Annotated in this window: 17 protein-coding genes; 3 read left to right on the forward strand and 14 right to left on the reverse strand. The window is 70.0% G+C overall.

Annotation, left to right across the window (positions count from 1 at the left end; translation table 11 throughout):
• Positions 1 to 190: 190 nt before the first annotated feature.
• Together V1460_RS24805 and V1460_RS24810 are read left to right on the forward strand one after the other, a co-directional pair.
• Positions 191 to 1,057, forward strand: coding sequence for a methyltransferase domain-containing protein (locus tag V1460_RS24805; protein WP_338675818.1), 867 nt, complete (start codon positions 191 to 193; stop codon positions 1,055 to 1,057).
• A gap of 4 nt (positions 1,058 to 1,061) precedes the next feature.
• On the forward strand, positions 1,062 to 2,135 hold the full coding sequence (locus tag V1460_RS24810) for a polyprenyl synthetase family protein (RefSeq protein ID WP_338675819.1): 1,074 nt from the start codon (positions 1,062 to 1,064) through the stop codon (positions 2,133 to 2,135).
• A 12-nt stretch (positions 2,136 to 2,147) separates the two neighbouring features.
• On the opposite strand, the gene V1460_RS24815 is transcribed toward V1460_RS24810, so the two are convergent.
• Genes V1460_RS24815 through V1460_RS24845 form a run of 7 tightly spaced genes read right to left on the reverse strand, consistent with a single transcriptional unit; the run spans position 2,148 to position 9,396 of the window.
• The gene (locus V1460_RS24815) at positions 2,148 to 3,548 is read right to left on the reverse strand and encodes a nucleotide pyrophosphatase/phosphodiesterase family protein (protein WP_338675820.1); all 1,401 of its coding nucleotides are present in this window, start codon (positions 3,546 to 3,548) and stop codon (positions 2,148 to 2,150) included.
• Positions 3,545 to 4,711 carry a metabolite traffic protein EboE gene (gene eboE / locus V1460_RS24820; RefSeq protein WP_338675821.1) on the reverse strand — a complete coding sequence of 389 codons (1,167 nt, stop codon included), beginning with the start codon at positions 4,709 to 4,711 and terminating at the stop codon, positions 3,545 to 3,547. The genes V1460_RS24815 and eboE overlap by 4 nt, the downstream gene beginning before the upstream one ends.
• 3 nt (positions 4,712 to 4,714) lie before the next feature.
• Positions 4,715 to 5,563: a TatD family hydrolase gene (locus V1460_RS24825; protein WP_338675822.1), complete on the reverse strand. Its 849-nt coding sequence runs from the start codon at positions 5,561 to 5,563 to the stop codon at positions 4,715 to 4,717.
• A complete protein-coding gene (locus tag V1460_RS24830; protein WP_338675823.1) occupies positions 5,563 to 6,249 on the reverse strand; it encodes an EboA domain-containing protein in 687 nt (228 codons plus the stop codon). Before V1460_RS24830 ends, V1460_RS24825 begins: the two co-directional genes overlap by 1 nt.
• Positions 6,246 to 7,208 carry a sugar phosphate isomerase/epimerase family protein gene (locus V1460_RS24835; RefSeq protein ID WP_338675824.1) on the reverse strand — a complete coding sequence of 321 codons (963 nt, stop codon included), beginning with the start codon at positions 7,206 to 7,208 and terminating at the stop codon, positions 6,246 to 6,248. The genes V1460_RS24830 and V1460_RS24835 overlap by 4 nt, the downstream gene beginning before the upstream one ends.
• Positions 7,205 to 8,269, reverse strand: coding sequence for an SCO3242 family prenyltransferase (locus V1460_RS24840; protein ID WP_407077523.1), 1,065 nt, complete (start codon positions 8,267 to 8,269; stop codon positions 7,205 to 7,207). The genes V1460_RS24835 and V1460_RS24840 overlap by 4 nt, the downstream gene beginning before the upstream one ends.
• A complete protein-coding gene (locus V1460_RS24845; protein ID WP_338675826.1) occupies positions 8,266 to 9,396 on the reverse strand; it encodes an inositol-3-phosphate synthase in 1,131 nt (376 codons plus the stop codon). Before V1460_RS24845 ends, V1460_RS24840 begins: the two co-directional genes overlap by 4 nt.
• A gap of 735 nt (positions 9,397 to 10,131) precedes the next feature.
• Here V1460_RS24845 and V1460_RS24850 point away from each other — a divergent pair.
• Positions 10,132 to 10,521, forward strand: coding sequence for a hypothetical protein (locus V1460_RS24850; protein ID WP_338675827.1), 390 nt, complete (start codon positions 10,132 to 10,134; stop codon positions 10,519 to 10,521).
• An 88-nt stretch (positions 10,522 to 10,609) separates the two neighbouring features.
• Here V1460_RS24850 and V1460_RS24855 read toward each other — a convergent pair whose 3' ends face one another.
• From V1460_RS24855 to V1460_RS24885, 7 genes are all read right to left on the reverse strand, one after another.
• Positions 10,610 to 12,229, reverse strand: coding sequence for a PH domain-containing protein (locus V1460_RS24855; protein ID WP_338675828.1), 1,620 nt, complete (start codon positions 12,227 to 12,229; stop codon positions 10,610 to 10,612).
• Entirely contained in the window at positions 12,226 to 12,726 is a 501-nt protein-coding gene (locus tag V1460_RS24860; protein ID WP_338675829.1) for a PH domain-containing protein, read from the reverse strand. The genes V1460_RS24855 and V1460_RS24860 overlap by 4 nt, the downstream gene beginning before the upstream one ends.
• A gap of 13 nt (positions 12,727 to 12,739) precedes the next feature.
• Positions 12,740 to 14,419 carry a glucose-6-phosphate isomerase gene (gene pgi, locus V1460_RS24865; RefSeq protein ID WP_338675830.1) on the reverse strand — a complete coding sequence of 560 codons (1,680 nt, stop codon included), beginning with the start codon at positions 14,417 to 14,419 and terminating at the stop codon, positions 12,740 to 12,742.
• A gap of 203 nt (positions 14,420 to 14,622) precedes the next feature.
• Positions 14,623 to 14,958 carry an RNA polymerase-binding protein RbpA gene (locus V1460_RS24870; protein ID WP_338675831.1) on the reverse strand — a complete coding sequence of 112 codons (336 nt, stop codon included), beginning with the start codon at positions 14,956 to 14,958 and terminating at the stop codon, positions 14,623 to 14,625.
• A gap of 110 nt (positions 14,959 to 15,068) precedes the next feature.
• The gene (secG, locus tag V1460_RS24875; RefSeq protein ID WP_338678195.1) at positions 15,069 to 15,299 is read right to left on the reverse strand and encodes a preprotein translocase subunit SecG; all 231 of its coding nucleotides are present in this window, start codon (positions 15,297 to 15,299) and stop codon (positions 15,069 to 15,071) included.
• Between the two features lie 151 nt (positions 15,300 to 15,450).
• Entirely contained in the window at positions 15,451 to 16,227 is a 777-nt protein-coding gene (gene tpiA / locus V1460_RS24880) for a triose-phosphate isomerase (RefSeq protein ID WP_338675832.1), read from the reverse strand.
• 7 nt (positions 16,228 to 16,234) lie between these two features.
• Complete coding sequence (locus tag V1460_RS24885) at positions 16,235 to 17,446, reverse strand: phosphoglycerate kinase (RefSeq protein WP_338675833.1); 1,212 nt, start codon at positions 17,444 to 17,446, stop codon at positions 16,235 to 16,237.
• Between the last annotated feature and the right edge of the window lie 102 nt (positions 17,447 to 17,548).

Consider the following 17,548-nt stretch of genomic DNA (forward strand, 5'->3'; position numbering starts at 1 on the left):
GTGCCCTCCGACGGCCGACCGGGCACGATCGGGCACGATCGGGTCAACCGGGTTCCCGCTCACCCGTCCGGAGGGCACTGAGGTGCAGAAAGGGGAGGGAGGCTGTCCCATGCGTAGGGGGCGAGGACGCCGGGGTCCTCACGGTGTCGTCGCTGATTCGAGCCCTGACTGCATACCGATACATGACGGGATGGTCGCGATGAGCCTGCCGGTGGAGACTTTGGTGCGTAATCCCTTCGAGGCCGAGGCTTTTGCCTACTACGACACCAAGCGCGACGACGCACTGAACCTGCATCTGGGACATCTCGACGGGCTCTACCACCATCATTTTGCCGTGGGTGATTTCGACCGGTCAGTTCTGGAATTGACCGGCCACGCACAGCAGAGTGCGATCAGCCATGAGATCCATCGGCTCGAAACCAGGCAGGTGGACTCGGTATTGGGCGCTCTGACGCAATCGGGAGCACACTCCCGGATTCTGGACGCCGGATCGGGGCGCGGGGGAACCGCCTTCCTCCTGCACCACGTACTGGGGTGCCGTGTGGACGGAGTGAATTTCTCCGCGTACCAGAACCGCTTTGCCCGCGCCCAGGCGCTCGAACGAGGTGTGGCGGACATGGTGCACTTCCATGATCTCAACATGACTCACACGCGCTTCCCGGCGGAGTCCTTCGACGCCGTCGTCACCAACGAGACGACGATGTACGTGGAACTCGACGAGGCGTTCTCCGAATTCGCCCGGGTCCTCGAAACGGATGGCCGGTACGTGCTGCTCACCTGGTGCGTCAACGACACGGTCGTGCCCGGGCAACCGGTGGAGGCGACGATCGACGCCCACTACCGCTGCCGTACCCACAGCCGGCGCGGCTACCTGCGTGCCCTGCTCGACGCCGGTTTCGTTCCGTACCAGGTCGACGATCTCACTCAGGCGGCCATCCCGTACTGGGAACTGCGCTCCCGCTCCGAGCTGACCACGGGCATCGAACAGACCTACCTTGACGGCTACCGCAGCGGCCGGATCAGCTATATCCGCATCGTCTCCCGCAAGGCGGGGTGATCCGATGTCCTCCGCGCAGCCCGCGGTTCCCGCTGTCGTCGAGCGAGCCCGCGTCTTCGTCCGTCCGGCTCTCGCCCAGGCGATCGCGCGCTTCCCCGCCGGTCTCGAACGAGCCGCGGGCTACTACTTCGGCTGGTGGGACGCAGACGGCAGCCCTGTCGCCGGACGCGGCAGCCGGTCCCTCCAGGCGTGCATGGCCATGCTCTCCGCCGAGGCCGCGGGCGCCGAAGCCGAGGTGGCGCTCCCGGGAGCCGTGGCCGTGGAGTTGATCCACAACTTCTCCCTGCTGCACGACGACATCATCGACGGCGACGACATCCGTCGCGGCCGGCCGACCGCCTGGGTCGTGTACGGCACCGGTACGTCGCTGCTGTCCGGCGACGCGTTGTGGGCCGCGGCTGCCGAGGGCCTGTTCGCCGTCGACGGTCCGGCGGGGGCTGCGGCGGCCAGGGAACTCAACAACGCCCTCACCCGCATGATCCACGCCGCCGCCCGGGAGTGCGAGTTCGACGACGGCCCGGTGGACTCGCTCTCCATCGATGACTACCTGCACGTCTGCGAGGGCAAGGGCGGGGCACTTCTGGGGTCGGCCGCGGTGATCGGCTCCGTGCTGGCGGGAGCCCCCGCCGCTCAGGCGGAGGTACTGCGGGAAGCGGCGCACAGGGCGGGAACGGCCTGGCAGGCCGCGAACGACCTGGAGAACATCTGGGGTGACACCGTCCTGGTCGGCAAGCCCGGGTTCCAGGACCTCCGCAGCCGCAAGCGCACCCTTCCCGTCATCGCGGCCCTCCAGAGCGGGCATCCGGCATCGGACGAGCTGGCTTGCCTGCTCAAAGGAGACCTGGACGAAGACGGCCTGGCGCGGGCGGCCAGTCTCATCGACGCCGCCGGCGGGCGCGCGTACGCCCAGGAGGTGGCCCGATCCCATCTCGCTCAAGCGGTGGCCCTGTTGGACGGCGCTGCCCTGCCACCCGCGGTCCACGAGGACCTGGTGGATCTGCTCGACTTCGCCGTGACCCGCCGCCCCCGGACCGGCGGGCGCGGGGGGCATGGCGGGCACGGCACCGCCGCACCGTGATCGAGGCCCTCCTCAGGTGGACAGGCCCGCCAGACGGAGAAGGAGGGGCTTCACATCGGTGGCCGCGAGGCGGTCGCCGAGCGCGTGCGGGATCGAGCAGATGACGAGCGGGCCTTCGTCGTCGCCGAGGGGAAGGCGGCCGTGGCTGCCGCGGACAGCCGAGGGGTCCAGCGGCACGACGGCCATGCGGTAGCGCAGGCCGAGCCTCTTCCGGGCCAGTGCCGTGGCCGCCCTCACCTTCACATAGGGGTCGGAGGGGTCCATGAAGAGCTCGGCCGGGTCGTAGCCGGGTTTGCGGTGGATGTCGACGAGTCGCGCGAAGTCGGGGGCGCGGGCGTCATCGAGCCAGTAGTAGTACGTGAACCAGGCGTTGGGCTCGGCGATGGCCACGAGCTCCCCGGAGCGGGGGTGGTCGAGACCGCTACGCTTCTTGCCGTCATCCGCCAGGATCCGCTCGATGCCGGGCATGCCTTCCAGTGCCGCCCGGGTGACCGCCAGGTCATCGGGGCGCCGCACGTAGACATGGGCGATCTGGTGGTCGGCGACCGCGAAGGCCCGGGAGGCCATGGGATCGAGGTACTCCATGCCGTCCTGGGTGTGTACCTCGAGCAGTCCGGCACGTCGCAGGGCGCGGTTGATGTCGACGGGGTGGTCCACGGGTGCGATGCCGTACTCGGAGAGCGCGACGACGGTGCGCCCCTCGGCCTCGGCGTCTTCGAGCAGGGGCGCCAAGGCCTCGTCCAGGTCCGCGGCGGCCTTCAGCGAGCGCGGGTCGTCGGGTCCGAAGCGCTGCAGGTCGTAGTCGAGGTGCGGGAGATAGCAGAGCGTGAGGTCGGGGTGCCGGGTGCGGTTGATGTGGCGGGTGGCGTCGATGATCCACCGGCTGGAGGTGAGGCCGGCGCCGGGTCCCCAGTACTGGAAGAGGGGGAAGGTGCCGAATCTCCCGGTGAGTTCGTCGTGCAGCTCCGGGGGGCGGGTGTAGCAGTCCGGCTCCTTGCGGCCGTCCGCGTAGTAGACGGGCCGAGGGGTGACGGTGATGTCGGTGTCCGCGCCCATGGCGTACCACCAGCAGATGTTGGCGACGGTGTAGCCCGGGTGCGCCCGCCGGGCCGCGTCCCAGATCTTGTCGCCGCCGACCAGACCGTTGTGCTGCCGCCACAGGAGGACGTCACCGAGCTCGCGGAAGTACCAGCCGTTGCCCACGACGCCGTGGTCGGAGGGCGGGGCTCCGGTCAGGAAGGTGGACTGGACGGAGCAGGTGACGGCCGGTAGGACCGTGTCCAGCGGTGTGTGCGAACCGGACCGCGCGAGCGCGTCGAGGTGGGGCATACGGCCGAGGAGGCGAGGAGTCAGACCGACGACGTCGAGAAGGAGGAGCGGAGTCGGCGGGGCGCTGGTCCGTTGCGTGGTCACGGGATCTCCTTCAGGCCGAGGTCGGTCAGCAGGTCGTGGGCGAGGGTGAGTTCGGCGGCGATGCCGTCGACGAGCCGGGCCGCCGTGCCGGGGCGCAGCTCCGGCGGGAGCGCCTGCCAGGTGTAGGTCTCGACCTCCAGGTGGCGAGTGATCGGACGCGGACCGCCGACGAGCCGGGTCAGAGACGTCTTCAGCACGGAGAGAGTCGAGGTCAAGGGCAGCGCCGGGGGCTCGTGCAGGGGAACGTGGAAATGGGCACGCCAGCTGGAGTCGGTGGGCAGCGCCTCGCCGTCGACGGCTTGGCCGATGTCGTCGGTGCCCCGCACCCCGGTGCCGGTGACGGTGCGGGTCTGGTGCAGGAAGCGGGGCTCGTCGAAGGCGGCGAGCCGGGCGCGGACCTCAGGCAGGTGCGGGTGTTCGACGTGCAACGCCGCGGACAGCTGGGACTTGACGACGGAGACGCCCGCTCGGGCGAGTTCGCCGAAGGCGTGGTGCGGCTCTTCGAACGAGGTGGCGAGGTGGCAGATGTCGACACAGATGCCGATGCGGTGATGGCCGATCGCCCTGAGCGGGGCGATGGCGTCCCCGGTGGTCTCGATCACACAGCCCGGTTCCGGTTCAAGGCCGATGCGCACGGAACGGCCGGTCCGGTCGGCGAGGGTGTCGAGCCTTCCGCCGAGCGCACGCAGGGCGGCGCACCCTGCCTTCACGCTGTCCGGGTCGGCGGTGCGCCAGGCGAGCGGCAGGGTGGAGACGCTGCCCTCCTCGACGTCGTCGGGAAGCAGCCGCGTGAGAATGAGCGCCAGAGCGGCGGTGTACTCAAGGCGCTCGGGATCCGCCCAGTCGGGCTTGTAGACGCGGTACTTGACCTGTTCGTCGCCGAACCCCCGGTAGGGGAAGCCGTTGAGGCTGACGACTTCGAGGCCTCGGCGGTCGAGTTCGGTGCGCAGACCGCGCAGGGCGGATGGGGTGTCCGCGAGGACACGAGCGGCGTCTTCGGCCAGCCACAGGCCGATGCCCAGACGGTCGCGGCCCAGACGGCGCCGTACGGGTTCGCAGTAGTCGCGGAGCTGGGCCAGGACGCCGTCGAGGGTCTCGGCCGGATGCACATTGGTGCAGTACGCCAGGTGGATGGTGGAACCGTCGGGATGGCGGAATCGCATACGTCACTCCACGCCGCGCAGGACGGAGTTGCCCTCGTGTGTGGCCCCGGTCGCGGGAGGCTTCAGGTCGAGGCGCCCGCTGAGCCCGTAGAAGGCGACGGGGTTGCGCCAGAGCACCTGGTCGACATCGTCCTCGCTGAATCCCTCGGCGAGCATCAGGTCCGCCACCTTGCGGGTCTTGAGGGGGTCGCTCCGGCCCCAGTCGGCGGCGGAGTTCACCAGCACGCGCTCAAGCCCGTACCTGCGCAGAAGCACGACCATCCGCTTCTCGTCCATCTTCGTGTCCGGGTAGACGGAGAAGCCGAGCCAGCATCCGCTGGCTTCGGCCTCATCGACGGTGGTCTCGTTGAGGTGGTCGACCACGACCCGCTCCGGCGGAAGCACGGACTCCCGGATGACGTCGATGGTGCGGCGAAGACCGGCGAGCTTGTCGCGATGCGGTGTGTGCACCAGCGCGGGCAGCCCGTGGTCTGCGGCGAGCTGCAGCTGGGTGGCGAGGGCGGTGTCCTCGGCGGGTGTCATGGAGTCGTAGCCGATCTCGCCGACCGCCACGACCCGATCCTTGACGAGATACCGGGGCAGTTCGTCCAGGACGGGCACACAGCGGGGGTCGTTGGCCTCCTTGGGGTTGAGGGCGAGCGTGCAGTGATGGGCGATGCCGTGCTGGGCGGCACGGAACGGCTCCCAGCCGAGCAGGGAGTCGAAGTAGTCGACGAACGAGCCAACGGAAGTACGCGCCTGCCCCTGCCAGAAGGAGGGCTCGACGACGGCGCGGACGCCTGCGGAGTACATCGCCTCGTAGTCGTCCGTGGTTCTCGATGTCATATGGATATGGGGGTCGAAGATGCGCATCAGGATTCCTTGGCAGGGAGCCCGGCCGTGTCGGCCGCGGTTCGGGTGAGGGCGAGGACCCGGTACAGGCCTTCGGGCACGCCACGGCCTGCGGCATCGCGCTCGGCGGCGTAGTCGTCCAGCATGCGGGCGAGTTCGGCGTCGCCGTCGGCCCGCCTCGGCAGATCGGCGATCGCGTCGACCGGCACACCGGTGAACAGGCACTTCAGCAGGGCGTGCCGCCACAGGTGCGGAGCCAGGTGGCGGGCGGCATAGGGACCGACGGCCGCGGCCAGCAGCCGTGGGTCGTTGGCACGCAGCGCGTCCTCGACGAGTGGGACGGCCTCGGGGCCGGACACGAGATGAGGCAGGGCGTGCAGGACGGCGCGGCGCTCATCGGCTGTGCCGTGGCGGTAGACCCTGGTGAGTACGGCGGTGTCGGCGCGGGCGGCGATGAGGATGAGGACGCGTACGGAGTCGCCGTGGGTGGTCCCGCAGCGGCGTGCCGCCTCCGCGAGCCGTACTTCCCAGCCGGGGACGCGCCCCGGCTCGACCTGTTCGGCGGCCGCTTCGTCAAGGGCCTGGTCCAGCCAAGCACGGGCCGCATCGGGCAGGCTCGCGCGGAGCCCGTCCCGCGCTTCATGTCCCCGGGCGATGGTGGGCACGTCGGGAGCCCCGGAGCCGGGGGCGGTGTGCGGAGGTGTCATACGGGGCTGCCTTCCAGGCCGTCCGGCAGCGCTCCACGGGCTCCCCGTGTCGGAGCGGAGGCACCCGCCGCGGCTCTTCGGAGAAACGGCAGGGAGCGTTCCGCGAAGTGGGGCCCGGCATGGGCGTGACGCGGCAGCTCGACGACGGTCAGTCCCCGGTAGCCGGTGGCGGCCAGGGCCGCGAGCACGGCTGGGAAGTCGATGTCGCCCTCCCCGAAGGGAAGGTGCTCATGGACTCCGCGCCGCATGTCCTCGATCTGTACGTGCCGCAGCCAGGGGGCGGCTGCGCGGACGCAGTCGGCGGGCGGGAGCGGTTCGAGGCACTGGCAGTGGCCGATGTCCAGGGTGAGGCCGAGGTGGGCGGGGTCACCGAGCAGACCGCGGAGACGGTGGAAGTCGCCGAGGGTGGCGAGGAGGTGGCCGGGTTCGGGCTCGACGGCGAGCGGGACGCCCGCGTCGGCGGCGTACGCGAGGACGGGCGCGAGGGCGTCGGCGAAGCGGTGCCATGCCGTGCTCTCATCCGTCCCGACCGGTCTGGATCCGCTGAAGCAGTGCACCGCGTGCGCGCCGAGTTCGGCCGCGACCCTGATCGCCCGGGTCAGCAGCCCCGCGCGGCGCGCGCGTTCCTCCGGGTCCGGGGACAGGAGGGACGGGCCGTGTTTGCGGCGTGGGTCGAGCACATAGCGCGCACCGGTCTCCACGGTGACTTCGAGGCCGAGCGCATCGAGTCGGCGGGCGACCTCGCGGGTGCGGGCCGCGAGATCCGCGGCCAGCGGATCGAGATGCATGTGGTCGAGGGTCAACCCGACCCCGTCGTAGCCGAGCTCGGCGAGCAGGTCCAGGGCGTCGTCCAGGCGCAGGTCGGTCAGGCCGTTGGTGCCGTAGCCGAAGCGCAGCGTGCCGGAGGCCGCCCGCGCGGTCCCCTCGGCTGCCCGCGAAAGGGCTGCGCCGGGGTTCATGTCACGCTCACCTTCTTCATGTACTTCGCCGCGACGGGAGCGAGAGCGGCGGTCAGCACGCCGGTGACCACGGCGCCAGAGCGGGCCGCGAGCGCTGCCTGGAGCGGGATGGTGGCGTGGATGCCCCTTCCCACGGCGCGCTGGATGAGTGAGGAGGAGGGGTCGAGGGCAGCGTGCGCGTAGGGCCGGGAGGCGGCGGCGGCGTACGCGGTGGCGAAGACCGCTCTCACCGCGCCGTGCAGGGAGCCGGCGAGCGTTCCGGCCGTCGCGGTCGTGCCCGTGAGGCCTCCGGAACCCGCGTTCTCTTCGGCGTGGAAGCCGCGCGGGGCCGCCGGACGGCGGGACAGCAGGCCGGTCACCGCGGCGACCGTGCCCAGAGCCGCCCACGCGGGCAGGGCGGATCCGCCTGTCGTCTCCTGGCGGGACATGAAGGCCACCGCCAGGGTATGGCTGCCCAGCAGAGCCGCCGGTGCGATCGCCGGACGGAGCGGTCCCCCGGTGGCCGCGGCGCCCAGGAGCACGTCCAGGCCCCGGGCGGCGGCCGTGGCCGCCGGGCCCAGCGCACCGTCCTTCAGAACCAGGTCATACGCCCAGACGGTGACCGCGAGGGCGGTCGCGAGAGCGAATGCGGGACGTCCCGCCGGCCAGGCCATGGCGAGGCCCGCCGCCGTGAGAGCGGAGGCCGCCACGAGCGCGTCGTCCGGGCGGATACGTCCGGAGGGAATCGGGCGGTGCGGTCGCTCGACAGCGTCCTCGGCGCGGTCGGCCCAGCCGTTGAGGGCCATGGCCGCTTCGTACAGGCACAAGGAGCATCCGACGGCCAGTATCGTGCGCGGGTTGGGGCGCCCGGCCACCACGGCCGCGCCGGCCAGTGCGTCCCCTGGCACCGTGCACACGGCCGGCAGGCGAAGCAGTTCGGCCCAGTCGCCGAGTACGGTCGTGCGCTTGGCGCGCCCCGGCCCCCGCCGTCCCTTCTCACCCCCGGGCACCTCGCAGATCCGGCTCAGCAGCCCGGTGTGTCCAGTCACCCGTGACGGCTCAGCCGAACCTGTCCGCCTCATGACCCCTCATCCTGCCGAGCAGCACAAGACCGCAGTCGTCCGGCGAGTCCGGCGAGTTCCGCGTACTGCTCAGGCAGCCCCGAAGGACCGTCTCCGACCGGATCCTTGAAGTAGAAGCCCAGCTCGCGCAGCGGTCCCGACATGCCCGCCTCGTGGGCACGGGCGACAATCCGGACCAGGTCCAGCACCAGCGGCGCGGCCAGCGCCGAATCGCATCCCTGCCAGATGGTCTGCAACACCATGCGCGTGCCGAGGAAGCCGTCGAAGGCGACATGGTCCCAGGCGGTCTTCCACTCGCCGAGGGCCGGCACGTTGTCGATGTGCACCTCACCCTCGGGAGCCGTACCGAGGGTGTCGGCGAGGACCCTTTCCTTGCCCGCCTCCTTGGCGGAAGCCGCGGCGGGGTCCGCCAGGGAGGCGCCGTCGCCGCCACCCAGCAGATTGCTTCCCGACCAGGCCCGTACCGCGAGCGCCCGCTGCGCGAACATCGGGCCGAGCGCGGAGCGCAGCAGTGTCTGGCCGGTCTTGCCGTCGCGCCCCGCGTACGGCAGCCCGCTCGTCGCCGCCGTTCGCGCCAGGGCCGGATGGTGCAAGCCCGTCGACGAGGTGAAGTTCACGTACGGGCAGCCCGCCCGCATGGCAGCCGCCGCGTACAGCGAACTCGCGGGAAGTCCGTCGCCGATGGCCGGCGGCTCGGCCGACGCCACGTTCACCACCACAGCTCGCGCCAGTCCTCGGCGGCGCAGGAAGTCCTCGATGTCGGCGGCGAAGGCGCTGACCAGCTGCTCCTCGTTCCGCGTACCGCCTCGCCCGGGACCGCCCGGCCTGATTTCCGCGTCCGCTGCGGCCAGTTCGGTGGCCACCGCGTTCACGACATCGTGGGTCAGTACACCGTCGGCCGTCAGCATCTCGGCCCGCTTGGGCAAGGGACCGTCCGCGATGTCGTGGCCTCCGAAGACGAGGGAGGACAACGCGGGCAGACCGGCGCCGGCGAAGACGGGCGTCTCGGTCACCAGTCCTGTCGGGGGATGCAGACCGGTGGCGACAGCCGCGCACCCCGCGACCGAGGTGGTGGCGACGGAACCGCGTGCTCCGATCAGCCAGACCCCGACCTGACGGCGAGACATGGACGCATGCACAACTAGTCTCCTTGCGTGAAATGCCGACGGGCCGGATTGCCCCTGACCCCACGGCTGCTGTCCTGAGCCGTGTACGACCCGACAAACCGTTCGTGGACGCCAAAGGCCCGCTTCTTATCATTTCGAGTGATTCACAGGCGTACGCTAACGCCTGGAGACTCATGACGCAGAGGCAGCAGTACGCCACCGGCGCAAGGGAATGACCGGCTATTCACTCCGCACCGCGGACCGAATTCGGGATCGAAGCCGACCGGGTCCCACGGGGGCGTCCGCCGAAAGGCCCGTTCGGGGCCGCGGAGTCCGGCCGGCAAGGCGGATCATTCGGCGGGTCCCGCCTCTCGGGCGACGACCGGCCCGTGACATCCACCGAACGGTGGTCACCCGAAAGTCCCAGCCCTTTCGAATCCGTACTCCATGCGGGTACGTTCTCGAACGAAACAACACCGTGAACACTTAAATCGGTTGAGAATATTTATATTGAAATCAGTCGCGTGGGTTCGCTCGCCACCGCCGCCTCAGCAGCGGATATGGCGGTCATCTGACGAATACCTCCACCCGAATGCCACGGATGGTTCGGCGTTCCCATCAACCCGGTCCACCTGAGACAACGAGCAGTGAAGGAGCATCGCGTACATGTTCACGAAGCGAGCAGCCGGATGCGTAGCTGGCATGGCAGTTACGGTACTTGGACTGGCGACAGCCTCGTCGCCGCCGGCTGTGTCGATGCCTCGGCCCTCCGGCGAGCGCCTCATCAAGCTCACGCTGACCGAGACCGACGGGACGCTACCCGACCCCGTCGCCGGATCGACCTGGGTCGAGTTCGGGACCACGACCCTGACCAGAAACGGCGAGCCCTTCGGAACGTGGGGCTACCAAGGTGTGGTTCTGGCCGTGGACGGGGATGTCCGGCAGCAGCAGGTGGTGGGGACCTTCAACACCCCGGACGGGCAGATCACCACCCAGCTCCTTGACCAGAACGTGGAGTCACGGGACCCGTCGGACCGGCAGACGAGCGCGATCACCGGCGGAACGGGCCGTTTCAGCAATGTGCGGGGCTACATCGAAGCACGTGAAGACGGCACGCAAGTGGTCGTCCATCTGCTTGAGCGCTGACCGCGGTTCACCAGCGGTCGTGGGCTCGGCGAACCGGCACGCCGCATGGCCTCGGCGCCGCCCGTCCACAGCGGGCGGCGCGCCCCGGTCATTCTCCGGACGGCTCTCGTTCCCGGCCCTGCTCAGGGGTGGCGAGGAACGGCTCCAGCAGCCCCGGGACCGCGTGGTCGGCGAAGTGCAGCAGTTCGTGTTCGCCGGCGTCGTACACCGCGTAGGCCCCGGCTCCGGCCGCCGTGGTGGCAATCAGGGTGAGCAGCCCGGCACGGCGCTGGAACCAGGACTGCTTGAGGGTCCAGCCGATGATCCCTGATCTCTGGAGGGCGACCGTGCTACGCCGCACGGTGCCCGAGCGGGCCAGCAGATAGGGCCCGCCGATCGTGTGCCCGAGGCTCCGGTAGGCGTCCAGGGCGAGCAGTACGGCGGGAGGCGGGAGGAGCAGCGCGCAGAGCGCAGCCGCGTAGAGCAGGGTGTCGTCGCGCAGCGCGCCGCCCAGGACGGCGATGACGACCGCCGGCAGCAACGCACCGGTCAGCGCCCAGCGCAGTCTGCGACTGCGGGCGGCCGGGGGGTGCGGGGTCAGGGGGGCGCTCGTCGGGGCGCGGTGCTCCCGCAGCACATCGGCGACCGCGCCGTCCGCCACGGTTCTCGGCACGGGCGGCAGCAGGGTCTTGATGTCGGTGTGAGTGTCGTCCTCGTCGTTCGTGAGACCGGTCGCTACGGCGTCCACGCGCGCCGCGCCGAACAGGCGTACGCCCAGCGGCTCGACCAGTTCGACGCCGCGCAGCCGCCGCTCCTCTATGGACAGCGAGCGGGCGGTCAGCAGCCCCCGGCGCAGCCGCAGGGTGCCGCCCGGCTCTCGTTCGAGCCGGTAGCCGAACCACATCTCGGTCCAGAGGCCGAGTGCGCCCACCACACCTGCCACCAGGACCCCGGCCGCGATCACGCCGACCGCCCACAGCAGCGGGGTGGCCGCGAAGCGCTCGACGGTCCAGTCGATCACCTCGCCCTGGACCCCGAACCACTCGCTGATCTGCATCACCGCGCCCACGGCAGCCCCGCCCAGCAGCGGGGCAACGAAGGACAGGGGCGCGTACCGCATCCAGCGCGGGTCGAAGGCGGCCAACACCCCGTCCGTGCGCGCCTCGGCTCCGGACGCCGCCGTATGGGCCAGCAGCTCGCGCCGCAGCCGCTCGCCCTCGGCTGTGGTGACCGGGTCGAGTTCCAGTGTGGACTGGCCGTCGCCCGTGTGCTCACCGGTGCCGATACGGACCTTGACGAGGCCGAGCACGCGCTGGAGCGGATTGGCCGTCAGATCGACACTGCGGATGCGCTCCCGGGCGAGCGAGCGACGCCTGGTCAGCAGCAGTCCGGTGTGGAGCTCGGCGCGCTCAGGTCCGACGCGGTACCGGGTACGCCGCCAGCGCACATGGTCGGCGGCGGTGCCCGCCCCGACCAGCAGGACGACCCCGCCGAACACCCAGCCGAGCGCCTGCCACCAAGGCAGGGCGCCGGTCAGCCCGGCGAACACCGGTAGGGCGGCACCGCCCGCAACGCCGGTCATGACGACCGCCGTGAGCACGACCGTACGCCGGTCGAGGCTGCGCCATGCCTCGTCCGCGACCGAGCCGGCGTCCACGACCGGCTCGGCGTCCACCGCGGCGTCCTCGTCCACCGCGGCGTCCTCGTTCGTCTCCGGACCTTCGGTCATGTGGCATCGCCCGGAGTGGCCTGGGTGACCCGGGTCAGCTGGGCGGACAGCTCCGCAGCGAGCTCGTGGTCGAGCCCCTCGATCCTGAGCGCGCCCTTGGATGACGCGGTGGTGACCGTGACGGTGGACAGTCCGAAGGCCCGCTCCAGGGGGCCGCGTACGGTGTCCACGGTCTGGATCCGGGACATCGGCGCGATCCGCCACTCCTGCCAGAAGGCGCCGGTCCGGATGTACACGGCCTCGCCCGTGACCTCCCACCGGTGCAGCCGGTACCACCAGCCCGGGAAGAGGACCGCGCCCGCCACGCCGATCACCGCCACCGCCACCGCGGCGACGAGCAGCCAGGTCCTGGCCGGTGCGATGGACGCGGCCAGCACCCCCAGCACAGCCACCGGGACGAACGCGGCCACCAGCCACTGGGTGCGCCACCAGCCGATGGCCCGTTCGCTCAGCGTGTTGTTCGGCGGTCTCAGCCGCACGGTCCCCTCCCCCGTCATCGGCTCCTGCCCCCTACCGCTCCGAGGCTTCGCACGCCCTGCCGCGCAGATCGCGGTAGGTGCCCACGAGTGAGGCGGTCGAGCTGTCCAGTTCCTCGACGCCGGTGCCTTCGGTCAGCATCGGCTCGATGCGCTTGGCGAGCACCTTGCCGAGCTCGACCCCCCACTGGTCGAAGGAGTTGATGTTCCAGATCGCACCCTGCACGAACACCTTGTGCTCGTAGAGCGCGACGAGCTGCCCCAGCACGGACGGGGTGAGCTCAGCCGCCAGGATCGTGGTCGTGGGGTGGTTGCCGGTGAACGTCTTGTGCGCCACCAACTCCTCCGGGACGCCCTCGGCCCGTACCTCGTCCGCGGTCTTCCCGAAGGCCAGAGCCTGCGTCTGGGCGAAGAAGTTGGCCATCAGCAGGTCGTGCTGGGCGGCGAGCGGCGGGGACAACTCGTGCACGGGCCGCGCGAAGCCGATGAAGTCGGCCGGGATGAACCGGGTGCCCTGGTGGAGCAACTGGTAGTACGCGTGCTGCCCGTTGGTGCCGGAGGTGCCCCAGACGACGGGGCCGGTCGCCCAGTCGACCCTGTTTCCCTCGCGGTCCACTGACTTGCCGTTGGACTCCATGTCGAGCTGCTGGAGATACGCCGTGAACTTGCCCAGGTAGTGCGAGTACGGCAGCACCGCGTGGGAGTGGGCGTCGAAGAAGGCGCCGTACCAGACGCCGAGCAGACCGAGCAGCAGCGGTGCGTTCTCGGCGGGCGGTGCGGTACGGAAGTGCTCGTCCACGAGGTGGAAGCCGTCGAGCATCTCCCGGAAGCGCTCGGGGCCGATGGCGATCATCAGGGGGAGCCCGATGGCCGAGTCATAGGAGTACCGCCCGCCGACCCAGTCCCAGAACTCGAACATGTCGGCGGTGTCGATGCCGAACTCCGCGACCTTCCCCGCATTGGTCGACAACGCCACGAAGTGCCGGGCGACCGCCTCCGGGCCAGCCTTCAGCTCGGTGAGTAGCCAGTCACGGGCCGAAGTGGCGTTGGTGATGGTTTCGATGGTGGTGAACGTCTTGGAGGCGACGATGAACAGCGTCTCGGCCGGGTCGAGATCCCGAATCGCCTCGTGCAGATCGGCCCCGTCCACGTTGGACACGAAGCGGAACGTCAGATTCCGTGCGCTGTGGGCACGGAGTGTCTCGTAGGCCATGGCCGGACCGAGGTCGGAGCCCCCGATGCCGATGTTCACCACGTTCCTGATGGGCTTTCCGGTGAATCCGGTCCGCCTGCCGGAGCGGATCTCCCCGGCGAACACACTCATCTTGTCGAGCACCGCGTGCACCTGGGGCACCACGTTCTCACCGTCGACCTCGATGACGGCGTCGCGCGGGGCACGCAGCGCGGTGTGCAGCACGGCGCGCCGCTCGGTGACATTGATCTTCTCGCCTCGGAACATGGCGTCCCGGAGCCCGGCGACGCCGGCGGCCGTCGCCAGCTCCCGAAGCAGCTCCAGAGTCTCGTCGGTCACCAGGTGCTTGGAGTAGTCGAGGTGCAGACCGCCGACCCGAAGGGTGTACCGGCCGCCGCGCCCCGCGTCGGCGGCGAACAGCTCTCGCAGATCCATGCCCCCGAGTTGCTCGCGGTGGCGCCCCAGAGCGGCCCATTCGGGCATCCGGCCCAGCCGGTCACGGCTTGCTGTGTTGTCTGACATCAGCCCACTTCTTTCTTGCCTGCATGGGTGCCCCGCTGCCCCACCAACCTAATTGATCCGGACAGCGGACGAGGCGAGCGAGGCGACGGCGAGCGTGAACAGATCCCGCTCCCACAGAAATACGGCAGCGGGCCCGGCTTTTGCAGGAAACCGTGGTTTCCTGCAAAAGCCGGGCCCGCTGTCAGTCTCGGAGCGCCGGCCGCTCAGATCTCGCCCCGGAGCTTGGCGAGAGCCTCCGCGAGGATCGCCTCGCCGTCCGCGTCGCTGCGTCGCTCGCGTACGTACGCCAGGTGCGTCTTGTAAGGCTCGGTACGCGGCGGGTCCGGCGGGTTGTCCCGGTCCTGGCCGGCCGGGAACCCGCAGCGCGGACAGTCCCAGTGCTCCGGTACCTGCGCGTCGCTGGCGAAGCTCGGCTGCGTCTCGTGCCCGTTCGAGCACCAGAAGGAGATGCGGAGACGCGGCGCGGATTCTCCCCGCTCGGCCTCCCCCATCGGCCCCGCTCCGACCCGGCTTCCCCGGATCGCGTTGCCACTTGCCACGGTTGTAACTCCCTGCGTGATGGTGCTCGAGGATGCCCCAGTCTACGTAAGGCCCAACGCGCGTCCAGTGATTGGAGTTACACCCCCACCTCAGGAGCGCCCGATGTGCTTCAGCTGTCCAGCTTCATCAACAGACCAAGCACGACAATGCACGCGAACCACATCAGACCGACCACGACGGTGATGCGGTCGAGGTTGCGCTCGGCGACCGAGGAGCCGCCGACGGACGACTGCATACCGCCACCGAACATGTCGGAGAGGCCGCCGCCCTTCCCCTTGTGCATCAGCACCAGCAGCATCAGCAGCAGGCTGAAGACGATCAGGGCGATCGAGAACCCCATAATCACGGCTGGACCAACTTCCTCGGACAGGACACGACTGGACAGGAACACAAAGCAACTGATCAAACCCGGTTGCTGATCAAGTAACCGGGGGCCGGACCCCAGGGCCCGGCCCCCGCAAGGGTACGACGGGATCGCCGCTACGGCCTACTCACTGGTCACGGAAACGGACGATCCTCACGAACTCGTCCGCGTCCAGTGCCGCGCCGCCCACCAGGGCGCCGTCCACATCGGGCTGCGCCATGATCGCGGCGACGTTCCCGGCCTTCACCGAGCCGCCGTACTGGATCCGGACCTTGTCGGCCACGTCCTGGCCGTACAGCTCCGCCAACCGGCCGCGGATCGCCGCGCAGACCTCCTGGGCGTCCTCTGGGGTCGCGACCTCGCCGGTGCCGATGGCCCACACCGGCTCGTAGGCGATCACGATGGTCTCGGCACGCTCGGCCGGGATGTCCTCGAGACCGCCGTCGAGTTGCTTCAGGGTGTATTCGACCTGCTGTCCGGCCTTGCGGATCTCCAGACCCTCGCCGACGCAGAGGATCGGGGTCAGGCCGTGCTTGAAGGCGGCCTTGACCTTGGCGTTGCAGAGCTCGTCGGACTCACCGTGGTACTGGCGTCGCTCGGAGTGGCCGACGGTGACATAGGCGCACTTCAGCTTGGCCAGCATGGGGCCTGAGATCTCGCCGGTGTAGGCACCGGAGTCATGCGCCGAGATGTCCTGGGCACCGTACTTGATCTTCAGCTTGTCACCGTCCACCAGCGTCTGCACGGAGCGCAGATCGGTGAAGGGCGCCAGTACGGCGACCTCGACGGCGTCGTAGTCCTTGTCCGCGAGGGCGAACGCGAGCTTCTGGACGTGGGCGATGGCCTCGAGGTGGTTGAGGTTCATCTTCCAGTTGCCCGCCATCAGCGGGGTGCGGGTGCTCATCGGTGGATCAGTCCTCCAGTGCGGCGAGGCCGGGAAGCGTCTTGCCTTCGAGGTATTCGAGGCTCGCGCCGCCGCCGGTCGAGATGTGGCCGAAAGCGTTCTCGTCGAAGCCGAGGGTACGGACGGCAGCGGCCGAGTCACCGCCGCCGACGACGGTGAAGGCCTTGCTGTCGACGAGCGCCTGCGCGATGGCGCGGCAGCCGCCCGCGTAGTCGGGGTGCTCGAAGACGCCCACCGGGCCGTTCCAGAAGACGGTCTCGGCGTCGGCGATCTTCGACGCGTACAGCTCGCGGGTCTTGGGGCCGATGTCCAGGCCCTCCCTGTCGGAGGGAATGCTGTCGGCGTCCACGACATCGTAGTCGGCCGGCGCCTTGGTCTTCAGGTCGGGGAACTCCGATGCGGCGAGCACGTCGACCGGCAGCACCAGTTCGACACCGCTCTTCTCGGCGCGCTCCATGTACTCGGTGACCACCGGGATCTGGTCCTCCTGGAGGAGGGAGATACCGACCTCGTACCCCTTCGCCTTCAGGAAGGTGTACGCCATTCCGCCGCCGATCAGCAGACGGTCCGCCTTGCCGAGGAGCTGGTCGATGACGGCGAGCTTGTCGGAGACCTTGGCACCGCCGAGCACCACGACATAGGGGCGCCGGACATCGTCGGTGAGCTTCTTCAGCACGCCCACCTCGGTGGCGATCAGATAGCCGGCGGCGTGCGGCAGCCGGGCCGGGAGGTCGAAGACCGAGGCGTGCTTGCGGTGCACGGCCCCGAAACCGTCACCGACATAGACGTCGGCCAGTGCGGCGAGCTGCTCGGCGAACGCGGCGCGCTCCGCGTCGTCCTTCGACGTCTCGCCGGCGTTGAAGCGCAGGTTCTCGATCACGGCGACCCGGCCGTCGGCAAGGCCGTCCACCGTCGCACGGGCCGAAGCGCCGACCGTGTCGGTCGCGAAGGCGACATCGGTCCCGAGCAACTGCCCGAGGCGCGCGGCGGCCGGGGCCAGCGAGAAGGCCGGGTCGGGCGCGCCCTTGGGGCGGCCGAGGTGGGAGGCGACGACGACCCGGGCGCCCGCGTCCGCGAGGGCCTTCACGGTGGGCAGCACGGCCCGGATACGACCGTCGTCGGTGATGGTGGTGCCGTCGAGCGGCACATTGAGATCGGCGCGGACGAAGACCCGCTTGCCGGTGACTCCTTCGGCGAGGAGTTCGTCGATCGTCTTCATGCTGTGATGACTCCTAAAGAGGGCGGGAACACGCTACAGGGCCCGGTCAGCGCTTCTTCGCGCTGCCCGGGCCCTGCTGCTCACATCGGTGTGCTACCGGCC

Source organism: Streptomyces sp. SCSIO 30461, assembly GCF_037023745.1.
In the GTDB taxonomy this organism is placed as follows: Bacteria; Actinomycetota; Actinomycetes; order Streptomycetales; family Streptomycetaceae; genus Streptomyces.